Below are 21151 nucleotides of genomic sequence, written 5' to 3'. Positions count from 1 at the left end.
ACCAGTGAGTAATCTGGCGGTCCGCCAGAAGCGGGTTCATGACAGACGTGGGCCCGGCCGGGGTCGAAGCGCCCCGCCGGGCCATCAGCATGTGGGGGTTTTTGTGGCAGGGATGAGTCGGCGTACGTTCCTCACCGGTACGTCGGTGGCCGCCGCCTGGTCGGCCTTGTCGCTGGGCGGCGCGCAGTTCGCCTCGGCCGCGGCGCGCGACCGGGCGCTGGCGACGACGGCCGAGCGGGCCGTCAGGATCACCGGGACCACGCTGGAGCAGGTGGCCACCCCGGTCGGCACCGGTGGCTACAAGCGGCTGACGGCCGGACCGGGCTGGCCGCTGATGGTGCGCGGCGACCTGGCGTCGGCGACCACCGGACGGGACGACCGCCGGACCGGCCTCGCCAGCTTCGTCCAGTTCAGCGACCTGCACCTGGTGGACACCGAGTCCCCGGTGCGCTTCGAGTACCTGGCCAAGCTCAACGGCAGCGCCTACCGGCCGCAGGAGGCCCTGAACGCCCGCGGTGTCTCGGCCCTCGTCGAGCGGGTCAACTCGCTCGCCGGCGGCCCCTACACCGGGATGCCGTTCAGCATGGTGATGGCCACCGGCGACAACACCGACAACCACGAGCTCGCCGAACTCGACTGGTACCTCAAGGTCATGGGCGGCGGCCGGCTGGCCCAGAACACCGGTGACCCGAGCCGCTACGAAGGGGTGCAGAACTCCGGCAACGCGGCCTACTGGAACCCCGAACTCTCCTACAGCGACGGCTACAAGGCGAAGGGCTTCCCGCAGATACCCGGCTTCCTGTCCGCCGCCGGCCGCCCCTTCGACGCGCCGGGCCTGCGCACGCCCTGGTACACCACGGTCGGCAACCACGACGACAGCATCGAGGGCTCGCTGCCGGACCTCGGACTGCTGAACGACCTGTACACCGGCCAGTACAAGCTGGAGGGCTGCGACGACGCCACGGCAGCCCAGCTGACGGACTCGCTGCGCCGCGACCCGGCGGGCGCCGTGCTGCTGCTGGCGAAGCTGATCGCCAGCGGCGACCTGGTGCGCAAGGTCACCCCGGACGAGCGCCGCCGGCCGTTCACGCTCAAGGAGTTCGCCAAGGCCCACCTGAACCCGGCGGTCACCGGCGCCGGCCCCTACGGGCACGGCTTCACCTCGGACATGGCCAACAGCGGCAAGCTCTACTACACCTTCCGCATCTCGGAGAAGGTGGTCGGCATCAGCCTGGACAGCACCAACCAGGCCGGGTTCGCCGACGGTTCGCTGGGCACCGCGCAACTGCGCTGGCTGGAGCAGCAGTTGAAGGCGCACAGCGGACACTGGTACGACGCCGACGGACGCAAGGTGACCGGTGGGAGCACGGACGAGCTGATCCTCGTCTTCAGCCACCACACCAGCGGCACGATGGGCAACCTGCTGCCGGACCCGCGCAACATCTTCGAGGGGCGGCACGACGGCAACGAGCTGGTGGCGCTGCTCCAGCGCTACCCGAACGTGGTCGCGTGGGTGAACGGGCACACCCACATGAACAAGATCACGCCGCACGGCCACGCGGTGCCGGAGCGGGCGTTCTGGGAGATCAACACCGCCTCGCACATCGACTACCCGCAGCACGGGCGGATCATCGAGATCGCGGACAACGGGGACGGCACGCTCTCGCTGTTCACCACGCTGATCGAGTCCTCCGCGCCGTACGGGACGGACTTCGGCGGCACCTCGGACGCCAACCTCGCGGCGCTCTACCGCGAGCTGTCGTACAACGACCCGAACGGCCGGCCGACGGCGCTGCTGGGCACGGACGGGGACCACAACACGGAGCTGCTGCTCACCAAGCCGACCCGGTAGCAGCGGCCGGGGTCCGGCGGGTGACGGCCAACGGGTGACGGCCGACAGCCGACGACTGACAGCTGACGAATGACAAATAACGGATGACAGCGAACAGATGATGAAATCTGTTCGCTGTCATCCGTCGCCCGTCACTCCTCCGGGTACCGACGCGGCGTCCAGACGACCTCCACGCCGCCGCCCCGCTCGACCGCCCGGGTCTGCGAGGAGCCGATCAGCAGGACGGTCCGCATGTCGACCAGCGCCGGGTCCAGCTCGCCCAGCCGGACGATCCGCACCCGCTCGGTCGGGCCGCCGACGTCGCGGGCCATCACCACCGGGGTCTCCGGCGCCCGGTACTCCAGCAGCAGGTCCCGGGCGAGCCCGACCTGGGTGGTCCGGGACTTCGAGCCCGGGTTGTACAGCGCGAGCACCAGGTCCGCCCCGGCGGCGGCGCGCAGCCGCTTCGCCACCACGTCCCAGGGCTTGAGCCGGTCCGAGAGCGAGATCGTCGCGTAGTCGTGCCCGAGCGGGGCGCCGACCCGGGAGGCGGCCGCATGGGCGGCGGTCATCCCCGGGAGCACCCGCACCGGGACGTCCCGGTACACCTCCTCGCAGGCGACCTCCAGCACCGCGGTGGCCATCGCGAACACCCCCGGGTCGCCCGAGGAGACCACCGCGACGCGGTGCCCGCGCCGGGCGAGGTCCAGGGCGTACTCGGCGCGCTCCGACTCCACCTTGTTGTCCGAGCCGTGCCGCCGCTGCCCCGGCCGCTCCGGCACCCGGTCCAGGTACGTGGTGTAGCCGACCAGGTCGGTGGCCTCGGACAGCGCGCCGCGAGCCTCGGCGGTCAGCCAGAGCGGTCCGGCCGGCCCGGTGCCGACCACAGTCACACTGCCGACGCCGTCCGACAGCCGGATCTCCGGCTCCAGCGGCGCGACCTTGCTCGGCAGCACCGCGACCGAGAAGTACGGGACCGTTTCGTCCTCGACCTCGGCGAGCGGCGCGACCCGCTCCCCCGCCATGAAGGCCCGCTCCACGTACTGCGCGTCCGCCAGCCGCCCGGCCCGCTCCAGGGCCCGGCGGACGGTCGGGAAGGTGCGCCCCAGCTTCATGATCACGGCCGAGTCGGCGGCCGCGATCCGCGCCGTCAGCTCCTCCTCGGGCAGCGTGCCGGGGATGACGGTGAGCGTCTCCTCCGCCTCGGTCAGCGGCTGTCCGAGCCGGGCGGCGGCCGCGCTGAGCGAGGTCACGCCCGGCACCACCTCGGTCGGGTAGCGGTGCGCGAGCCGCTTGTGCATGTGCTGGTAGGAGCCGTAGAAGAGCGGGTCGCCCTCGGCGAGGACCACCACGTCGCGGCCGGCGTCCAGGTGGGCGGCCAGCCGGGCGGCGGCCTCCTCGTAGAAGTCGTCCAGCGCGCCGCGGTAGCCGCCCGGGTGGTCGGTGGTCTCGACGGTGAGCGGGTAGACCAGCTTCTCCTCGACCTGACCGCCCGTCAGGTACCGCTCGGCGATCGAGCGCGCGATGGACCGCCCGTGCCGGGCGCTGTGGTACGCCACCACGTCGGCCTTGCCGATGAGTTCGGCGGCCCGGACTGTCACCAGCGACGGGTCGCCCGGGCCGAGTCCGACACCGTACAGTCGGCCCGTGGGGTTCTGATGCTCCGTCACTCTTCTTCACTCGCAATCGCGTTGACGGCGGCGGCGGCCATCGCGCTGCCGCCTCGCCGGCCGCGCACCACCAGGTGCTCCAGGCCGGACGGGTGCTCGGCCAGGGCCTGCTTGGACTCGGCGGCGCCGATGAAGCCGACCGGAACGCCGATCACCGCGGCCGGTCGCGGTGCGCCCGCCTCGATCATCTCCAGCAGCCGGAACAGCGAGGTCGGCGCGTTGCCGACGGCGACCACCGCGCCCTCCAGCCGGGGCAGCCACAGCTCCATGGCCGCGGCGCTGCGGGTGTTGCCCATCTTCCGGGCGAGTTCGGGCACCGACGGGTCGGTGAGGGTGCAGATCACCTCGTTGTCGGCGGGCAGCCGCTTGCGGGTGACGCCGCTCGCGACCATGTTGACGTCGCAGAGGATGGGCGCACCGGCATGCAGCGCGGCGCGCGCGGAGGCGACCACACCGGGCGAGTACACCAGGTCCTCGACCAGGTCGACCATCCCGCAGGCGTGGATCATCCGCACCGCGACCTGGGAGACGTCCGCCGGGAGGGCGGCCAGATCGGCCTCCGCGCGGATGGTGGCAAAGGACTGGCGGTAGATGGACGCGCCGTCCTTCTCGTACTCGATCACTTCGTGGTCCTCCTGGCCTCGGCGACCGCCTCGGCCATCTCCTCGTTCGTCACGTCGACGCCCGTCGCGTCCTTGACGTCCACCGCATCGGCAGCCGTCGCACCGGCTCCCGCGGCGTTCACCGTCACCCGGTAGCCGCGCCCTGTGGCGAGCACGTCCACCCAGCGCCCGGCCGGGTGGCCGCAGCGCCGTTCACAGCCCGACCAGTGGACGGGCAGCACACCTGTGGGCCCGGCACCGGAGTCCAACGCCCGGGCCGCGTCCGAGCGGACGTCGGCCAGCGACTTGGCGCAGCCCGGCAGCCCGGTGCAGGCGGTGGCCCGCTCCCAGGCCGAGCCGGGCTCGGTACGGAAGCCGGCCGCGGCGAGCGCCGGCAGCCGGTCGGCCGGAGCACCGGGCAGCACCGCCCCGCGCCAGGGGGTCAGTCGCAGTTCGCCGGCCGAGGCGGCGACCAGCGCCCGCCACTGCCCGGCGCCCGCCCGGCCGAAGCGCAGTCCCACCGAGAGCCCGCCGGGCAGCGCGCCGACGGCGGGCGCGGCACCGGCGAAGGCGGGCAGCGGCACCGGGCCGGCCGGCAGCAGGTCGGGGACCTCGCGCAGGTGCCAGGCCTTGCGCCCATTGGTCCGCAGCGCCGCCAGGAAGGAGCGGGCCGCGTCCAGCACGGCCGTCACCTCCTGCCCGGCCTCGACCGGGTGTCCGCGGTCGGCTCGCCCGAGGCGCAGCAGCCGGGTGCCGTCCGGGCCTGCGATCAATGTCACATCGGCGTCGAGCGCGGCGACGTCGCCCCGCCCGTCGTCCAGCGCGAACAGGAACTTGCCGGAGAGCCCGGCCGCCCAGTCGCTCGCGCACAGTCGTGCGTCCAACTCCCGCACCCAGGCCTGTACATCGGCTCTGCCGGGGCCGCCCGCGGCGTCCAGTCCGGCCGCCGGTGAGGCGACGATGTTGCGGACCCGCTCGTGGGTGTCCGAGGGCAGCAGTCCGACGGCGCGCAGCCGGTCGGCGAGCTCGGCCGCGCAGTGCGGGGCCAGGCCGCGCAGCTGGACGTTGCCGCGCGAGGTGGTCTCCAGCTCGCCGTCGCCGAGGGCCTCGGCCGCCTCGGCGAGGGCGAGGGCCTGACGGTCCGTCAGCAGCCCGCCGGGCAGGCGGATCCGGGCGAGGGCGCCGTCGTCAGCCGTATGCAGACGAAGCGCTCCGGGGCAGGCGTCCGCACGCCCCCGGTCGGGCACCTCCCGGTCGGGTCCTGCGGCGCCCGGCGCGGTGGCGTCGGGTGTCGGTGGCATGGCGGCGAGCATACAGATGATCCGATCGCTTGCCTCCGTCCGCTGCATCACACCCGGGCCGCACCCCGGCCGCACCCCGACCACCTCGTCGGCTTCACCACCGGCCCCGCCCCCCGCTTCGGCCCCGCTGTGCCCCCGCCTCGGCCCCGCTTCGTCGCACTTCGGCCCCGCTTCGGCCCCGCTTCGCCCCCGCTTCACCGCCGCCTCGTCGTCGCCTCGCATGCCCGAACGTCCGAAAGCTCACTCTCCCCCAGGTCAGCCGTACCCCGTACGATGCTGACGGGCGGTCCCAGCGGGCCGCCCACACGCCAGCGACGGCGCAGGGGAGGAAACCGGTGCGAACCCGGTGCGGTCCCGCCACTGTGACCGCGGTTCACCGGTAGACCGGTCGGCCGCGGGAGCCAGGAACTCCTGCCGTCCTCCACCGGCCCGGGGCGCGGACCCCGAGGAAGGCAGACATGTTCCAGCGCTGTCGCATGCCCGCGCCCGCGTCCCCGGCCGCCATTACGGCCGTTCCGGCCGCCGCCACGACCACCCCGGTCGACCGCGCGGCCGTTCCGGCCACCTCAGCGGCCGACCCGGCCCAGATCCCGGCCGCCCTGGCCACCGACAAGGCCGGGAGGGCCTTCACATGATCCTGCTGCTGTCGACGTCCGACACCGACCTGCTCAGCGCCCGCGCTTCCGAGGGCCCGGTGCGCTACCGGCTCGGCAACCCGGCCCGACTCACCCCCGAGGACCTGCCCGCGCTGCTGGAGGGCACCGAACTCGTCGTGGTCCGCCTGCTCGGCGGGCGCCGCGCCTGGCAGGAGGGCCTGGACACGCTGCTGGCCGGCCCCCGCCCGGTCATCGTGCTGACGGGTGAGCAGGCCCCCGACGCCCAGCTGATGGAGCTGTCCACCGTCCCGGCCGGCATCGCCGCCGAGGCGCACGCCTACCTGGCCCACGGCGGCGCGGCCAACCTGGCCGAGCTGGGCGCCTTCCTCTCCGACACCGTGCTGCTGACCGGCCACGGCTTCGCCCCGCCCGCCTCCGCCCCGGCCTGGGGCCCGCTGGAGCGCGAAGCCCGTACGACCGAGGGCCCGACCGTCGCGGTGCTCTACTACCGCGCCCACCACATGAGCGGCAACACCGCCTTCGTGGAGACGCTCTGCCGGGCCGTCGAGGACCAGGGAGCCCGGGCCAAGGCCTACTACTGCGCCTCGCTGCGCGGCGCCGAGCCCGAGCTGCTGGCCGCGCTCGGCGAGGCCGACGCGATCGTCACCACCGTGCTCGCCGCCGGCGGCACCCGCCCGGCCGACGCCCAGGCCGGCGGGGACGAGGAGGCCTGGGACGCGGGCGCGCTGGCCGCCCTCGACCGCCCGATCCTCCAGGCGCTCTGCCTCACCTGGTCGCGCGCCCAGTGGGAGGCCAGCGACGACGGCCTGTCCCCGCTGGACACCGCCACCCAGATCGCCGTGCCGGAGTTCGACGGCCGCCTGATCAGCGTCCCGTTCTCCTTCAAGGAACTGGACGAGGACGGCCTCACCGTCTACGCCGCCGACCCGGAGCGCGCCGCCCGCGTCGCCGGCACCGCCGTCAAGCACGCCCGGCTGCGGCACGTTCCGGCCGCCGAGCGCCGCCTCGCCCTGGTGCTGTCCGCGTACCCGACCAAGCACGCCCGGGTCGGCAACGCCGTCGGCCTGGACACCCCGGCCAGTGCGGTGCGGCTGCTGGAGCGGCTGCGCGCGGAGGGCATGGACCTCGGGAACGACCTCCCCTCGTTCGACGGCGGCGAGGGCGGCCACGAGGGCGACGCGCTGATCCACGCCCTGATCGCGGCCGGCGGCTACGACCAGGACTGGCTCACCGAGGACCAGCTGGCCCGCAACCCGGTGCGCATCCCCGCGGCCGACTACCGCCGCTGGTACGCCACCCTGCCGCAGGGCCTGCGCGAGCACGTCGAGGAGCACTGGGGCCCGGCCCCCGGCGAGCTGTACGTCGACCGCTCGCAGAACCCGGACGGCGACATCGTGCTGGCCGCGATCCGCTCCGGGAACCTGCTCGTGCTGATCCAGCCGCCGCGCGGCTTCGGCGAGAACCCGGTCGCCATCTACCACGACCCCGACCTGCCGCCGAGCCACCACTACCTGGCCGCCTACCGCTGGATCGAGGCCGCCCAGGAGGACGGCGGCTTCGGCGCCCACGCGGTGATCCACCTCGGCAAGCACGGCAACCTGGAGTGGCTGCCCGGCAAGACCGCCGCGCTGTCCGCCGAGTGCGGCCCGGACGCCGTCCTCGGCGACCTGCCGCTGGTCTACCCCTTCCTGGTCAACGACCCGGGCGAGGGCACCCAGGCCAAGCGCCGCGCCCACGCCACGCTCGTCGACCACCTCGTCCCGCCGATGGCCCGCGCCGACTCCTACGGCGACATCGCGCGCCTGGAGCAGCTGCTGGACGAGCACTCCAACATCGCCGCGATGGACCCGGCCAAGCTGCCGGCGATCCGCGCCCAGATCTGGACCCTGATCCAGGCCGCCAAGCTCGACCACGACCTCGGCCTGGACGAGCGCCCCGAGGACGACGGCTTCGACGACTTCCTGCTGCACGTCGACGGCTGGCTCTGCGAGGTCAAGGACGCCCAGATCCGCGACGGTCTGCACGTCCTCGGCCAGGCTCCGGCCGGCACCGACCGGGTCAACATCGTGCTCGCCATCCTGCGCGCCCGGCAGATCTGGGGCGGCGTCAGTGCCCTGCCCGGCCTGCGCGAGGCGCTCGGCCTGGACGAGGCGGCGCTCACCCTCGGCGCCACCGACGCGGCCGAGGCCAAGGCGCGCGCCCTGGTCGAGGCCATGGAGGCGGAGGACTGGGCGCCCGAGGCGGTCGAGAAGGTCACCGCCGAGCTGCCGGAGACCGTCCAGGACGCCGTCCGCCAGGTGCTGGACTTCGCCGCCACCCAGGTGGTGCCGCGGCTGTCCGCCACCACCGACGAGCTGGACGCCGTGCTGCACGCGCTCCAGGGCGGCTTCGTCCCGGCCGGCCCGTCCGGCTCGCCGCTGCGCGGCCTGGTCAACGTGCTGCCGACCGGCCGCAACTTCTACTCCGTCGACCCGAAGGCCGTCCCCAGCAAGCTCGCCTGGGAGACCGGCCAGGCCCTCGCCACCTCGCTGGTCGAGCGGTACACCGCCGACAACGACGGCGCCTACCCGCCCTCGGTCGGGCTCTCGCTCTGGGGCACCAGCGCGATGCGCACGGCCGGCGACGACATCGCCGAGGCCTTCGCCCTGCTCGGCGTGCGCCCGGTCTGGGACGACGCCTCGCGCCGGGTCACCGGCCTGGAGCCGATCCCGCTGGAGGAGCTGGGCCGCCCGCGCATCGATGTCACGCTGCGCATCTCCGGCTTCTTCCGGGACGCCTTCCCGCACGTCGTCGCCCTGCTGGACGACGCGGTGCGCCTGGCCGCCGCCCAGGAGGAGTCTCCCGAGTCGAACTACGTGCGCGCCCACGTCCAGGCCGACCTCGCCGTCCACGGCGACGAGCGCAAGGCCACCGTCCGGGTCTTCGGCTCCCGCCCGGGCACGTACGGGGCGGGCCTGCTGCAGCTGATCGACAGCCGGGACTGGCGCACCGACGCCGACCTGGCCGAGGTGTACACGGTCTGGGGCGGCTACGCGTACGGCCGCGGGCTGGACGGGCGCCCGGCGCGCGAGGAGATGGAGACCGCGTACAAGCGGATCACCGTCGCCGCGAAGAACACCGACACCCGCGAGCACGACATCGCCGACTCGGACGACTACTTCCAGTACCACGGCGGCATGGTGGCCACCGTGCGCGCCCTCACCGGCAAGGCGCCGACCGCCTACATCGGCGACTCGACCCGCCCGGAGACGGTCCGCACCCGCACCCTGACCGAGGAGGCCGCCCGCGTCTTCCGCGCCCGGGTGGTCAACCCGCGCTGGATCGAGGCGATGCGCCGCCACGGCTACAAGGGCGCCTTCGAGATGGCCGCGACGGTGGACTACCTGTTCGGCTACGACGCCACCACGGGCGTGGTCGCGGACTGGATGTACGAGAAGCTGACCCAGGAGTACGTCCTCGACCCGGTCAACCGGGAGTTCCTCACGGGCGCCAACCCGTGGGCGCTGCACGGGATCAGCGAGCGGCTGCTGGAGGCGGCGAGCCGCGGGCTGTGGGAGCAGCCGGACCCGCAGCTGATCGAGCAGCTGCAGGCCGCGTTCCTGGAGACCGAGGGTGACCTGGAGGGCGGCGAGGAGTGACGCCCCGCTGAGCGGAGGCCGCCGGTGTCAGGACCGGCGGCCTTCGCGTTCCCACCACTGCGCTTCGAGGCGGGCCCGCCGGCGTTCGGCCTCCTCGGTCCGGCCGGCGGCGATCAGGACGTCCAGGTAGGTGGCCTGGAAGGCGAGACCGACGTGGTCGTCGTCGACGCGTCGTTCCACCAGCTTCAGCGCGTCGTCGTACCTCTCGGCGGTCAGCAGAATCCGGGCCAGGATCTGCGCGATGTACGCCCGGTCCGTCAACGGGCGCAGCTCCTGCTCCGCCTCGTCGAACTTCCCTTGGAGTGCCAGGGCCTGGGCAAGCCACTCCTTGACCTCGATGTCGTCGCTGCCCGACGACCGGGCGACCCGCTCGGCCTCGGCGAACTGGCCGGCCTTGACCAACGCCCTGGCACAGCCGGCCACGCAGAGGTTGTCGGTCGGGAAGAGCTCGGCGCCCCGCCGGTAGTACGGCAGAGCCTCCTCCGGACGGTTCAGGTAGTCGAGATAGCCCGCCACGGACCAGGCGTAGAGCCCGTTGCCGGGGTCGAGCCGAAGGGCGTTCAGCATGTGTCCGAGCGACGCCTCGACGTCCCCGAGGTGGTCCTCCAGGTAATCGGCGACCGCTTCGGCCGCGTCCGCCGACTCCATGTCCACGCCCCGGAGCATCTTCAGAACAGCTGTGATCCCGCTGTCGTTCGACTTGGCCAGAGCGCGCAGGTACAACACCGTCAACGAGCTCCGAGGGCTCCCTTCGAATTCCTTCTTCAGGAATTCCGCAGCTTCTTGATGATTTCCGGAGTCGAGCATTCTCTCGGCGATGCGGTACGCAATGCGCTGCCTCCCCAGACCCGTTTCCGTCCCTTCCGACAGCCGATAGCGGCGACTGCCTGCGGGCATCGCCCGGTCGGCGGGTTCCTCCGGGCGGTCCTCCTGAAGCCGAGCGGACTTCCAGGCGGCGCGGAACTCCTCCGGATCTCCCCCGAGCGCCTCCACGATCAGCTCCAGCGCACCCCACCTGGGCAGGCGCCTGCCGGTCAGCGCCTGGTGGACGGTGCTGTGGCTCACCGCGCCGGCGGTCCCGGCGGCGATCCGGCGGGTGCTGGGCTCGCCGGCGTTGAGGTGCAGCTCACGAAGTCGCATGGTCAGGTCGGCGAGCGCTCCACCATTTTGCACGTATTGCCCCCTTTTTCCGTAATCCCTCGTAAAACGTTACACCACTCCCGTCCCGCCGGGTCCCGCCACGTATCACTCGGTAACGCTTTGCCCGGCCCCGTATTCGACACGTCCCGGTACACCAGATTTGAAGCATGACGACGAACACCGAAACCAGCACGGCCGGGAACGGGAAACTCCTCGAGCGCATCAAGGTCACGGTCGGCCTCCTTTCCGCGGCCAATCTCCTCACGCAGGTGATTTCGGGGGTGATCCAGCTGTTCCGATGATTCGCCTGTCCGCCGATCCGCGTCGGCCTCGCGTGCGGCCCTCTGGCACCGAGGGCGGTCCGAGCGGACAATACGGGGCATGTCGCGCCGCACCGCTCCCACCGGCCCTGCTCCGACCACGACGACCACGACGACCACGCCCCCCACCGAGGGGCGGGAGCCGCACGCGCCACACCGGTACCGGGGGCGGGTCGGAGCGCTGGCGGCCGGAGCGGTTCCGGTGCTCGCCTTCCCCGAACCCGGGCAGGCGTGGCTGGCGTGGATCGCGCTGGTGCCCGGGCTGCTGCTGATGCAGCGGGCGCCGTCGGGCCGGGAGGCGGCGGTGCGCGGCTGGTGGTTCGGGGCGGGGTTCATCCTCGCGGCGATGTCCTGGCTGGTCCCGTCCATCGGGCCGGGGCTGCCGGTGCTCGCGGTGCTGCTCGGGGCGCTCCAGAGCGGCGTCGGGTACACCGTGCACCGGCTGCTGCACCCCCCGCTCTCCGCCCGGCGGGCGCTCCTGGCGCTCCTGGTCGTCCCGGCGGTCTGGGTGACCACCGAGTACGCGCGGTCCTGGCCCGCGCTCGGCGGCCCGTGGGCACTGCTCGGTGCCACCCAGTGGCGGCACCCGGCGATCCTCGCCCTGGCCTCGGCCGGCGGGATCTGGCTGGTCAGCGCGGCGGTGGCGGCGGTGAACACCGGGGTGCTGATCGCGCTGACCGCGGTGCACCGGCGGCCGCGGGCCGTCGCCGCCGGCTCCGTCGTGCTGGTGCTGGCCTCCGGCCCGCTGCTGTTCGCACTGCGCGAGGCACCCGCCAGGGACGGGGCCGCCACCGTGGCACTGGTCCAGCCCGGCATCGTGGAGGACCCCGGGGCCCGGTTCGAGGCGAGCGCGCGGATCACGGCCGGACTCGTCGGGCAGCCGGTGGACCTGGTCGTGTGGGGCGAGAGCAGCACCACCGCCGACCTGGACCGCGACCCGGCCGCGCTGGACACTCTGCGCGGGCTCGCCGCGACCACCGGCGCCGAGGTCGTCGCCGGGGAGGACGCGCGCAAGGCGGACGGGCGGATCTCCAAGGACGCGGTACTGGTCTCCCCCGCCGGCGTGGTGGACCGCTACCGCAAGATCCGGCTGGTGCCGTTCGGCGAGTACATCCCGCTGCGGCCGGCGCTCGGCTGGATCGCCGGGGTCAGCCGGGCGGCGGGCGAGAACCGGGCGCCCGGCACGTCCTTCCACGTCCTGCCCGCCACCGACCGGGCGGGCGCGCCGCTGCCCGTCGGGGCGCTGATCTGCTTCGAGTCGGCCTTCCCCGACATGGCCCGCACCGCCGCCCGGGACGGCGCCCGGGTGCTGGTCTACCAGTCCTCGACCTCGACCTTCCAGCGCACCTGGGCGCCCGAGCAGCACGTCTCGCTGGCGGCGATCCGGGCCGCCGAGACCGGGCGGCCGGCCGTGCAGGGTTCGCTGACCGGGGTCTCGGCCGCCTTCGACGCCCAGGGCCGGGAGCTCGCCCGGCTCGGTACCGGCGGCACCGGCGCGCTGAGCGTCCGGCTGCCGCTCACCGCGCCCGGAACCCTGACCTGGTACGACCGGATCGGCGACGTGGTGCCGCTCGGGGCACTGCTGGTCACGGCGGGGGCGACGCTGGTGGCCGTGGCCGGGTGGCGGCGCTCGCGCGGCGCCCGGCGGGCCGGTCAGCCCTCGGCGCCGGCGGTGTAGACCCCGAACGCGGCGCCCTGGGGGTCGCGCAGCACGGCGATCCGCCGTCCCCCCGGCAGTCCGGTGGCGGGCATCAGGACGTCCCCGCCGAGCGCCGTCGCCCGCCCGACGGTGTTGTCGACGTCGGCGACCGCGAAGTACGGCAGCCAGTGCGGCGGCACCTGGGGCGGGAAGCGGTCGTCCATCGTCAGCATGCCGCCGAAGTCCCGTCCGTCCAGGCCCCATTGGGGGTAGTGCTCGGACGGGGCGACGGACCAGCCGAAGACCTTCGGGTAGAAGGCGAGCGCGCCGGCCGGGTCACGGGTGAGCAGCTCCACCCAGCCGAGCGAGCCGGGCTCGTTGAACACCCCGGCGCCCCGGAAGGCGCGGGCCTGCCAGACGATGAGCACCGCGCCGGAGGGGTCGGCGGCCACCGAGAAGCGGCCGAAGTCGGAGACGTCGGTGGGGTCCTTCAGGACCCGCCCGCCGGACTCCTTGACCCTCGCGGCGGTGGCGTCGGCATCGGCGACCGCGATGCAGACCGTCCAGGCGATCGGCTGCTGCGGGGCGTAGCGCGGGGTGATGGCGGCGGCCGGGGCGCCCCCGACCAGCACCTGGGTGTAGTCGCCGTGCCCGGGGCGGGCCGTGTCGTCCACCTGCCAGCCGAAGAGCTCGGTGTAGAAGGCCAGGGCGGCGGGCGGGTCGGAGGTGCCCAGCTCCGTCCAGCAGGGGGCGTTGGTGGTCACGGAGGTCTGCTTCATGGCGTCTGTCCTCGCAGCTTGCTCGGGAACTCCCGGGTTTTTCGGCGCCTCGGCCCCCGCACCTCCCGCCCCAGCATGCGGGGCGGGGGCGGAGCTTGGCGGGCGGTGGTGGGCCGAACGGGGTGGACGAACAGATGACAGCTGACAGATTTCGAAATCTGTCAGCTGTCATCTGTTATTCGTCATCTGTTATCTGTCGGCTTTGTCCGACGGCGGGCGTCCGGCGACGGGCGTCCGGCGACGGGCGTCCGACAGCAGGAGCCCGCCGGCTGCCGCCCGCCATCCATCAGCTGCGCACGGGCCGTGCCACCGGGATCCACAGCTCCGCCTCGGCGTCGCCCGTCCCCGGCACGGGGCGGACCCGGAGGATCTCCGGACCCGGCCGGGCCTCGTACGGGTTGGACGGGAACCACTGGCTCGCCACGTCCCCCCACATCTCCTGCAGGGCCTGCGGGAACGGCCCGGTGTTGGTGAACACCGCCCAGGTGCCGGCCGGGACGTCGAGCACGTCCAGATCCGCCGGGACGGCGACACCGTCGCGCGCCACCACCGCGTGCCAGTAGTCGAGTTCGGACCCCTCCTCGCGGTTCGGCGAGAAGTCGTCGCTCACCGAGAGGATCCCGGCCGGGTCGTCCCCGGACAGGGCCGCGATCCGAGCGACCGTGTCCTTGTCGAGCCCCTTGATGAACTCGGCGATCCCCGGGTTGATCCCCACGTAGATCAGGGTGACCCGGGCCTTCTTGCCGACGATCCGGAAGTCCGGCTTCTCCACGATCCGGTATTCCATGCTGCTGCTCCCCTCCACGACGAGTCGGAAGGACATCCGGGGCTGGGAGACGAGCACCGCACCGTCGCGCCGGACCTCGCCCGGCCCGACTCCGTGCATGGCCCGGAACGCCCGGGCGAACGCCTCTCCCGAGGAGTACCCGTACCGGACCGCGATGTCGAGCAACGTCTGCTCACCGTCGAGGACTTCGGCCCCGGCGACGGTGAGCCGCCGACGCCGGACGTACTCCGACAACGGCATCCCGGCGAGCATCGAGAACAGCCGCCGGAAGTGGTACTCCGACGTCATCGCGATCCGCGCCAGCTCGGCCACGTCGACCTCGCGGTCCAGGTCTCGTTCGATCCGGTCCATCGCCCGGTTCAGGTGCTCCAGCACGCCAACCCCGTCCTTCCCTTGTGACACTCACCGTAGGAAGGACCCACCCTGCCGCACCCGACAATCGGTGCCCGCTCCGGTCGGGTACCGATCGCCGGCTACCGATCGCCGGGTGACGGCCGTCGGGTGACGGCCGTCGGCGGCCCGGATTCGGCGGTGCCGCCTCGGCGGCGCCGAGGCAGCGGCCTTGCGCCGGCGGGCCTCGCGTCAGCGGCTCAGATCAGGCCCTGGGCCAGCATCGCGTCGGCGACCAGCTCGAAGCCGGCGATGTTCGCACCGACCACGTAGTTGCCCGGGTGGCCGTAGCGCTCGGCGGTGGTGAAGCAGGAGTCATGGACGTGCTTCATGATCCCGGCCAGCCGCTCCTCGGTGTGCTCGAAGGTCCAGGAGTCGCGCGAGGCGTTCTGCTGCATCTCCAGGGCGCTGGTCGCGACGCCGCCGGCGTTCGCCGCCTTGCCCGGACCGAAGGCCACCCCGGCCTCCTGGAACACCCGCACCGCCTCCGGGGTGGTGGGCATGTTCGCGCCCTCGGCGACGGCCAGCACCCCGTTGCGCACCAGGGCCAGCGCGTCGGTCTCCGCCAGCTCGTTCTGGGTGGCGCAGGGCAGCGCGACGTCGCAGGGAACGCTCCACACCCCCGGGCCCTCGACGAACCGGACGTGGCCACCGCGCAGTCGGGCGTAGTCGGAGACCCGGCCTCGCCGGACCTCCTTGACCTCCTTGAGCAGGTCGAGGTCGATGCCCTTCTCGTCCACCACGTAACCGGAGGAGTCGGAGCAGGTGAGCACGGTCGCGCCGAGCTGCTGGGCCTTCTCGATCGCGTAGACCGCGACGTTTCCGGCCCCGGAGACGACCACCCGGCGCCCGTCCAGGCTCTCGCCGCGACTGTGCAGCATCTCGGAGGTGAACATGACGCAGCCGTAGCCGGTGGCTTCGGTACGGACCTGCGCGCCGCCCCAGCCGAGGCCCTTTCCGGTGAGCACGCCGCTCTCGTACCGGTTGGTGATCCGCTTGTACTGGCCGAAGAGGTAGCCGATCTCCCGGCCGCCGACGCCGATGTCCCCGGCCGGCACGTCGGTGTACTCGCCGAGGTGGCGGTAGAGCTCGGTCATGAAGGACTGGCAGAACCGCATGATCTCGGCATCCGACCGGCCCTTGGGGTCGAAGTCGGAGCCGCCCTTGCCCCCGCCGATGGGCAGACCGGTGAGCGCGTTCTTGAAGATCTGCTCGAAGCCCAGGAACTTGACGATCCCGAGGTTCACCGAGGGGTGGAAGCGCAGCCCGCCCTTGTACGGCCCGAGGGCGCTGCTGAACTCCACCCGGAAGCCGCGGTTGACGTGGATGTCGCCGGAGTCGTCCGTCCACGGCACCCGGAACATCAGCTGCCGCTCGGGCTCGCAGATCCGCTCGATGATCCGGGCGTCGAGGAGCTCGGGGCGGTGGGCCAGCACCGGCGCGAGGGTCTCCAGCACCTCGTGGACGGCCTGGTGGAACTCGTCCTCGCCCCGGTTGCGGCGGACCACGTCCGCGTAGAGCGCCTCTATCGCGCGCCGCTCGGCGTCGAGGGAGGAGTCGAGGGAGGAGTGGGGGGTGGCGGGGGTCAGCGGCATCTGGTCAGGACCCTTCCGTGGTCGTCGATTGGCGTGCGCGGTGTCCCGGCGGGCCTGAGGGACGTGCCCAGGAAACGCGGCAAGTGTCGCAGTGTCCACACCGCGGGTCCCGCACCATCCACATGCTGGAAGGCCTGGTGGGAACAGTCGGGACCGGTGGGGTGTTGTGCGCCTCCGCGGTCGAGCCCCGTCCCATCGGCCCGGTAGTTGTTCAAATTGGAACTACCTAGTACGGTCGACCTCCGATCCACCGCGATCCGTCCGGACCGGTCGAACCCACCCGGTTCGTCCCGGTCCACCCCTGATTCGTTCCGGTCCACCCCCGATCCACGGAGGCCCACCCATGCCGCAGCCCGGCTCCGCCACGGTGCGCTCGCGTGTGCGCATCCCGCTGACCTTCCCCGACGGCTACCGCGCCGAGGCGGAGACCTTCACCTTCCACGGCCTCGCCGACGGTGCCGAGCACCTGGCGCTCGCGCTCGGCACGGTCCCCGAGGGCGGGACGCCGCTGGTGCGGCTGCACTCCGAGTGCCTGACCGGCGACGTCTTCGGCTCCGACCGCTGCGACTGCGGGCCGCAGCTGCGCGAGTCGGTGGAGCGGATCAGCGAGGCCGGCGGGTACCTGCTCTACCTGCGGCAGGAGGGCCGCGGCATCGGGCTCTACAACAAGCTGGACGCGTACGCCCTCCAGGACTCCGGCCTGGACACGTACGACGCCAACACCGCCCTCGGCCTGCCCGAGGACGGCCGGGACTACACCGCGGCCGCCCAGATGCTCGCCGCGCTCGGCGCCACGGGCATCGACCTGCTGAGCAACAACCCGGACAAGGCGGCGCAGCTGGCCGAGCTGGGGATCGTCGTGCGGCACCGGGTGCCGACGGGCGTGCACCTGTCGGCGAGCAACGTCCGCTACCTGCGGGCGAAGGTGGAGCGGACGGGACACTCGATCGAGCTCTCCCGACTGGTCGGCTGAGCGCCGACAGAGAACGGGCCGCAGCGAACAGAGAACAGCGAACAGATGACGGATGACAGCTGACAGATTTCGAAATCTGTCAGCTGTCATCCGTCAGTCGTCATCTGTCATCTGTCCGCTGCCAGCTGTCAGTCGTCGCCCCTCACCTGCGCCCCGCCCGTCCCCGGACCGTCCACAGCCCCCCGTACGCCGCCAGTGGCAGCATCACCAGCAGGGCGGCCCAGAAGGCCCCGTGCCCCCACAGCCCGGCGATCGACCTGAACGGCCCTTCGAACACCGGTATCCGCAGTGCCTCGACCGGTCCCAGCGGCCCGGGCCAGGCCCCCAGGAACAGGGTGGCCGGGATCCAGAGCGCGAACAGCCCCCGGGCGGTGGCCGGAGTCCCGAGGGCGCTCACCAGCGACACCACCGCCAGCAGCAGGACGAACCCGGCCTGGTAGGCCGCGCCGCTCTGTCCCGTCCCCCAGGAACCGGGCGTCCGGTGCACCCCGGTGGCCGCGAGTCTGACCTCGACCGCCGCCCACAGCAGCAGTACCAGCACCGCCGTCGTCCCGAGCGCGAACCGCACCCGGTCGCGGGTCCCCGCGCCGCCCGTCCGCCACCGCGCGGACGGCGCGCTCCACATCCGTTCGCCGCCGGCGGCCCCGGGCGAGTGCTCAGCGCTCCGCTCGTCCAGCCGCCGCCAGGCCGCCCGGACCCGGCTGCGCGCCTCCTGAGCGGGCTTCAGCAGCCGGTTGGAGGCCCGTTCCACCAGGACGAGCGAGACCACGATCGCCACCACCGCCGCGATGCCGGCCCAGCTCCCCATCCCGCCCTCGAACACGACCACCCGGTCGGCCACCGACTGCGGCGTCGCCGGCACTGTCACCGGCGGCCCGAGCCGCAGGTAGCCGATGGCGAGGGCCCCGGCCCCGGTCAGCAGCGCCGTGCCGATGCCCACCCGGGCGGGGAAGAAGGCGATCACGGCGGCCGCCACGAGCCCCGCACCGAGCTGTCCGACCACCTGCCGGGCCGCGTGGTCGCCGGCGTCGCGCAGGTGACCGCCGAAGGCGCCGGCGGGCGAGAGGTCGAGCTTGTCGCCCGCCTCGACCGGGTAGCGGAGCACCGCTCCCGCCCACAGCAGCAGTCCGAAGGCGAGGAGCAGCACCAGGACCGCCCCGGCCCGGCGCGGCAGCGCGGTGCGGGCGTAGGGCCACCAGGCCGCCAGTCGGGCCCGCCGGTCCACCGGGGGCCGCCGGCGCCGGTTGCGCCACAGCCGGGCCACTCGCCCTTCCTGTCGTACCCCGGCCTCCGGCTCGGGCCGATCGGGCCGCTCGGACTGCTCGGACCGTCCCCGGCCGCGCCGCCGCAGTGCCTCCGCCGCGATCAGGACCGCCCGTCCGCCCGGCTGCGCCGGGTCGGCGCCCACCGCCCGGCGCCGCAGCGCGGACCAGCGGCGCCGCACCACGTCCCGGGCGGTGGCCGCCGCCGGGTCCGGCGCCGGCCTGCGGGCCGCTGCCCGTACGGCGGTGCGGGCGCCCGCGTCCACCGCCAGCGCGCCGTCCACCACCGTGGCGGCCACCACGGCCGCGAGTTCGGACACCCGCTCGGGCAGCGGCAGCCGGTGCAGGGCGGCGGGCAGCGGCGAGAGCCGGCCGAGCAGCCGTGCGCGCTCCTCGGGCCGGATGCTCAGCCAGACCGCCTGCCGGTGCGCCTCCTCGCGTTCCTCCGGGCTGAGCCCGTGGCCGCCGCGCCGGCCGCCGCCGACGGTGCGCGCCAGCCGGTCCACCTCGGCCAGCACCTCCGGCAGTCCGGCCAGCGCGAGCTGCCGCGAGCAGTGCTCGCCCGCGCACTCGGGGTGGAAGCAGTCGTAGCGGGCGACCACGGTCGGCGCCCCGCCCCGGACCAGTTCGTCGATGAACTCGGCGCCGTCCGGTTCGGTGACGACGCGTTCCAGGCCGGTGGTGTCGATCGGGCGGTCGCGGTAGTGCGGGACGGTGCCCGGGGCGAAGGCGGCGCCCAGGGCGAGTACCGCGACCGCCGCCACGGACTCGCGCCGGGAGCCGGGCGCCCGGGCCACGTCGGAGAGGTAGTGCAGGTCGAAGACGGTGTCCTCGACCTCGTCCCGCAGCCAGTCGCGCACTCGTTCCGCTCCCCCGGTGGCGAGCCAGCGGGCCGCCGCGCCGGAGTTCTTGAGCAGCGCCTCGGTGAGCCGGACCGGGTCGGTGAACGGGTTGCCGAGGAAGGTGACCGGCCGGTGCGCCCGGGCCTGCGCCTGCGGCCGGCGGCGGATCACCTCGGGGGTGCCGCCGGCCAGCCAGCCGCGGACCTGCGGCGCGGTCCAGCGGTCCTCCGGCTTCTTGGTGAACAGCCCCTGGAGGAGCAGCAGTTGGCGCGGGTCACGGACTGCTGCGAGGTCCACCTCCTCGCCCATGACCAGTTCCAGTTCCAGCTCCTGGTCGGCCGGGCGCTCGCCGTCCGCGCCGATGAAGCGCGGGCGGCCGACGAACAGCTCGTACAGCACATTGCCGAGCCCCCACCAGGGCCCGGCCTGGTGGTTCTTGCCGGCCAGTTGCTCGGGGGCCATGTAGGCGACGGTGACCATCATCGCGGAGGTGAACCGGCGGCTGTCGGTGAGCCGGTCGACGCCGCCGAAGTCGGCGATCACGAACTCCCCGGACCCGCTGCCGGGGCGCACCAGGATGTTGGCGGGCTTGAAGTCCAGTGGGTTGCGCTTGATCCGCTGCTGCCAGAAGTCGAGCAGGGCGACGAGCTCGTAGACGATCTGCTCGGTGGTCCGCGGGTCGCCGTGACCGCCCTCCCGCCACAGCCCGGCGACGTGCGCGGCGAGGGTGACCGGCAGGTACTCCATGGCCACCCAGTCCACCTGGGCGCCGTGGTGGCCGACCCGGCCGAAGTCGATCAGGTGCGGGACGTGCCGGCGGAATCCGTCGTTGCGCAGGTGGGCGAGCAGGTCGTGGTCCATCGGGTGGCCGGCGACGGCCACCTTGACGGCCGCGTCACCGCCTCCGTCGGTGCGCCGGACGTACCAGACGGTGCCCTCGGAACCGGCCCCGGCCCGGCCCAGCGGGATGAAGCGGCCGCGCAGGGCGTCCGGGAAGGCGCCCTCGAACGGGCCGTCGGAGCCCGGGCGTCCGCCGGGGCCTCCGGCCGGAGCGGGACCGCCGGGCCCGATGCCGTCCTGCCAGGAGGGCGAGCCGCCTCCGCCTCCCGCCCCGGACCTGGGCCGGACGACCTCGGTGACCGCCTCCGGGTCGGCGCCGACCGAACGCCCCGGGTGCGTCGGATGCCCCGGCCGGCCCGGACTCCCAGGACTCCCCGGCCTCCCCGGCCGGACCTCCGTCAGGGCGTCCGGGTCGGACCCCCGCCCGGCATCCGGCCTGCGGCGGGTGGCCGCCTCCGGGTCGAAGCGCGGCTCGGCGCGGGAGGTCCGACGCGTCGCCGCCTCCGGGTCGAAGCGCGGCGGGACGGCGGGCGCCCGACGGGTCGCGGCGCGCGGGTCCACCCGGGTCGGCGGATCCACCCCGGGCGGCACCGACCCTGAAGGCACCGACTCTGAAGGCACCGACCCGGGCGGGACCGACCCGAGCCGGGAGGGCCGGTCAGAGGAGGCTTCGGAGCGCCAACGCCCCCGCGACCACCGCTCCACCCTGCTCCCCGGCGGATTCCCCGGCTCGGCTCCGGCGGCCGACCGGGGCCTCGGCCCGCGCCGTTCACCCTCGGCCGAATCCGCGTCCTCCGTCGTGCCCATGCGACGTTTCCCTCCCCCGCAGCCCGGACCGGCGCGGGGTCGTGACCGCGGGCGCACCGGTGCCGGGGTGGATTGTGACGCGTCATCATCCCGCACGGCGGGCGCGGGTGTCGGGCGC

Annotated in this window: 14 protein-coding genes and 1 riboswitch; of the genes, 6 read left to right on the top strand and 8 right to left on the bottom strand. The window is 73.7% G+C overall.

Annotation, left to right across the window (positions count from 1 at the left end; all coding sequences use genetic code 11):
- Nucleotides 1-112: 112 nt before the first annotated feature.
- Entirely contained in the window at nt 113-1852 is a 1740-nt protein-coding gene (locus tag ACFVUY_RS06150; RefSeq protein ID WP_387727705.1) for a TIGR03767 family metallophosphoesterase, read from the top strand.
- Nucleotides 1853-1983: 131 nt separating this feature from the next.
- Here ACFVUY_RS06150 and ACFVUY_RS06145 read toward each other — a convergent pair whose 3' ends face one another.
- The 3 genes from ACFVUY_RS06145 to ACFVUY_RS06135 are packed head-to-tail and all read right to left on the bottom strand — an operon-like array spanning nt 1984 to nt 5404.
- Entirely contained in the window at nt 1984-3501 is a 1518-nt protein-coding gene (locus tag ACFVUY_RS06145) for a precorrin-2 C(20)-methyltransferase (protein ID WP_387727703.1), read from the bottom strand.
- Nucleotides 3498-4124, bottom strand: a complete 627-nt coding sequence (locus ACFVUY_RS06140; protein ID WP_359901678.1) for a precorrin-8X methylmutase — start codon at nt 4122-4124, stop codon at nt 3498-3500. The genes ACFVUY_RS06145 and ACFVUY_RS06140 overlap by 4 nt, the downstream gene beginning before the upstream one ends.
- Nucleotides 4121-5404 carry a hypothetical protein gene (locus ACFVUY_RS06135; RefSeq protein ID WP_387727702.1) on the bottom strand — a complete coding sequence of 428 codons (1284 nt, stop codon included), beginning with the start codon at nt 5402-5404 and terminating at the stop codon, nt 4121-4123. The genes ACFVUY_RS06140 and ACFVUY_RS06135 overlap by 4 nt, the downstream gene beginning before the upstream one ends.
- A 325-nt stretch (nt 5405-5729) precedes the next feature.
- Nucleotides 5730-5815, top strand: a riboswitch (cobalamin riboswitch).
- A 47-nt stretch (nt 5816-5862) separates the two neighbouring features.
- Here ACFVUY_RS06135 and ACFVUY_RS06130 point away from each other — a divergent pair.
- Nucleotides 5863-6039 carry a hypothetical protein gene (locus ACFVUY_RS06130; RefSeq protein WP_387685200.1) on the top strand — a complete coding sequence of 59 codons (177 nt, stop codon included), beginning with the start codon at nt 5863-5865 and terminating at the stop codon, nt 6037-6039.
- Nucleotides 6036-9659 carry a cobaltochelatase subunit CobN gene (gene cobN / locus ACFVUY_RS06125; RefSeq protein ID WP_387727700.1) on the top strand — a complete coding sequence of 1208 codons (3624 nt, stop codon included), beginning with the start codon at nt 6036-6038 and terminating at the stop codon, nt 9657-9659. Before ACFVUY_RS06130 ends, cobN begins: the two co-directional genes overlap by 4 nt.
- A gap of 27 nt (nt 9660-9686) precedes the next feature.
- Here the strand turns inward: cobN and ACFVUY_RS06120 are convergent, their stop codons facing one another.
- Nucleotides 9687-10832: a tetratricopeptide repeat protein gene (locus ACFVUY_RS06120; RefSeq protein WP_387685196.1), complete on the bottom strand. Its 1146-nt coding sequence runs from the start codon at nt 10830-10832 to the stop codon at nt 9687-9689.
- 134 nt (nt 10833-10966) lie between these two features.
- Between ACFVUY_RS06120 and ACFVUY_RS06115 the strand changes: the two genes are divergently transcribed.
- Nucleotides 10967-11101 carry a hypothetical protein gene (locus ACFVUY_RS06115; protein ID WP_387685194.1) on the top strand — a complete coding sequence of 45 codons (135 nt, stop codon included), beginning with the start codon at nt 10967-10969 and terminating at the stop codon, nt 11099-11101.
- 79 nt (nt 11102-11180) lie between these two features.
- The gene (lnt, locus tag ACFVUY_RS06110; protein ID WP_387727698.1) at nt 11181-12797 is read left to right on the top strand and encodes an apolipoprotein N-acyltransferase; all 1617 of its coding nucleotides are present in this window, start codon (nt 11181-11183) and stop codon (nt 12795-12797) included.
- On the opposite strand, the gene ACFVUY_RS06105 is transcribed toward lnt, so the two are convergent.
- The 3 genes from ACFVUY_RS06105 to gdhA form a co-directional block, all read right to left on the bottom strand.
- Nucleotides 12773-13537 carry a VOC family protein gene (locus ACFVUY_RS06105; protein WP_387727696.1) on the bottom strand — a complete coding sequence of 255 codons (765 nt, stop codon included), beginning with the start codon at nt 13535-13537 and terminating at the stop codon, nt 12773-12775. The two genes, lnt and ACFVUY_RS06105, sit on opposite strands and share 25 nt — an antisense overlap.
- A gap of 286 nt (nt 13538-13823) precedes the next feature.
- Nucleotides 13824-14699 (bottom strand): GyrI-like domain-containing protein, encoded by an 876-nt coding sequence (locus ACFVUY_RS06100; RefSeq protein ID WP_387727695.1) that lies wholly within the window; start codon nt 14697-14699, stop codon nt 13824-13826.
- A 215-nt stretch (nt 14700-14914) separates the two neighbouring features.
- The gene (gene gdhA / locus ACFVUY_RS06095; protein WP_387727693.1) at nt 14915-16309 is read right to left on the bottom strand and encodes an NADP-specific glutamate dehydrogenase; all 1395 of its coding nucleotides are present in this window, start codon (nt 16307-16309) and stop codon (nt 14915-14917) included.
- 343 nt (nt 16310-16652) lie between these two features.
- Between gdhA and ribA the strand changes: the two genes are divergently transcribed.
- Nucleotides 16653-17282, top strand: a complete 630-nt coding sequence (gene ribA / locus ACFVUY_RS06090) for a GTP cyclohydrolase II (RefSeq protein ID WP_387727691.1) — start codon at nt 16653-16655, stop codon at nt 17280-17282.
- A 142-nt stretch (nt 17283-17424) separates the two neighbouring features.
- On the opposite strand, the gene ACFVUY_RS06085 is transcribed toward ribA, so the two are convergent.
- Nucleotides 17425-20805: a hypothetical protein gene (locus ACFVUY_RS06085; RefSeq protein WP_387727689.1), complete on the bottom strand. Its 3381-nt coding sequence runs from the start codon at nt 20803-20805 to the stop codon at nt 17425-17427.
- Nucleotides 20806-21151: the final 346 nt, after the last annotated feature.

The organism is Kitasatospora sp. NPDC058063 (assembly GCF_042885395.1).
GTDB lineage: Bacteria > Actinomycetota > Actinomycetes > Streptomycetales > Streptomycetaceae > Kitasatospora > Kitasatospora lactacystinica.
This window is presented reverse-complemented; position numbering and strand designations above follow the sequence as displayed.

Coding starts and splice junctions, on each gene's coding strand:
- ACFVUY_RS06115 (WP_387685194.1), top strand. CDS start 10,967: ATGACGACGAACACCGAAACCAGCACGGCCGGGAACGGGAAACTCCTC.
- lnt (WP_387727698.1), top strand. CDS start 11,181: ATGTCGCGCCGCACCGCTCCCACCGGCCCTGCTCCGACCACGACGACC.
- ribA (WP_387727691.1), top strand. CDS start 16,653: ATGCCGCAGCCCGGCTCCGCCACGGTGCGCTCGCGTGTGCGCATCCCG.
- gdhA (WP_387727693.1), bottom strand. CDS start 16,309: ATGCCGCTGACCCCCGCCACCCCCCACTCCTCCCTCGACTCCTCCCTC.
- ACFVUY_RS06135 (WP_387727702.1), bottom strand. CDS start 5,404: ATGCCACCGACACCCGACGCCACCGCGCCGGGCGCCGCAGGACCCGAC.
- ACFVUY_RS06105 (WP_387727696.1), bottom strand. CDS start 13,537: ATGAAGCAGACCTCCGTGACCACCAACGCCCCCTGCTGGACGGAGCTG.
- cobN (WP_387727700.1), top strand. CDS start 6,036: ATGATCCTGCTGCTGTCGACGTCCGACACCGACCTGCTCAGCGCCCGC.
- ACFVUY_RS06150 (WP_387727705.1), top strand. CDS start 113: ATGAGTCGGCGTACGTTCCTCACCGGTACGTCGGTGGCCGCCGCCTGG.
- ACFVUY_RS06130 (WP_387685200.1), top strand. CDS start 5,863: ATGTTCCAGCGCTGTCGCATGCCCGCGCCCGCGTCCCCGGCCGCCATT.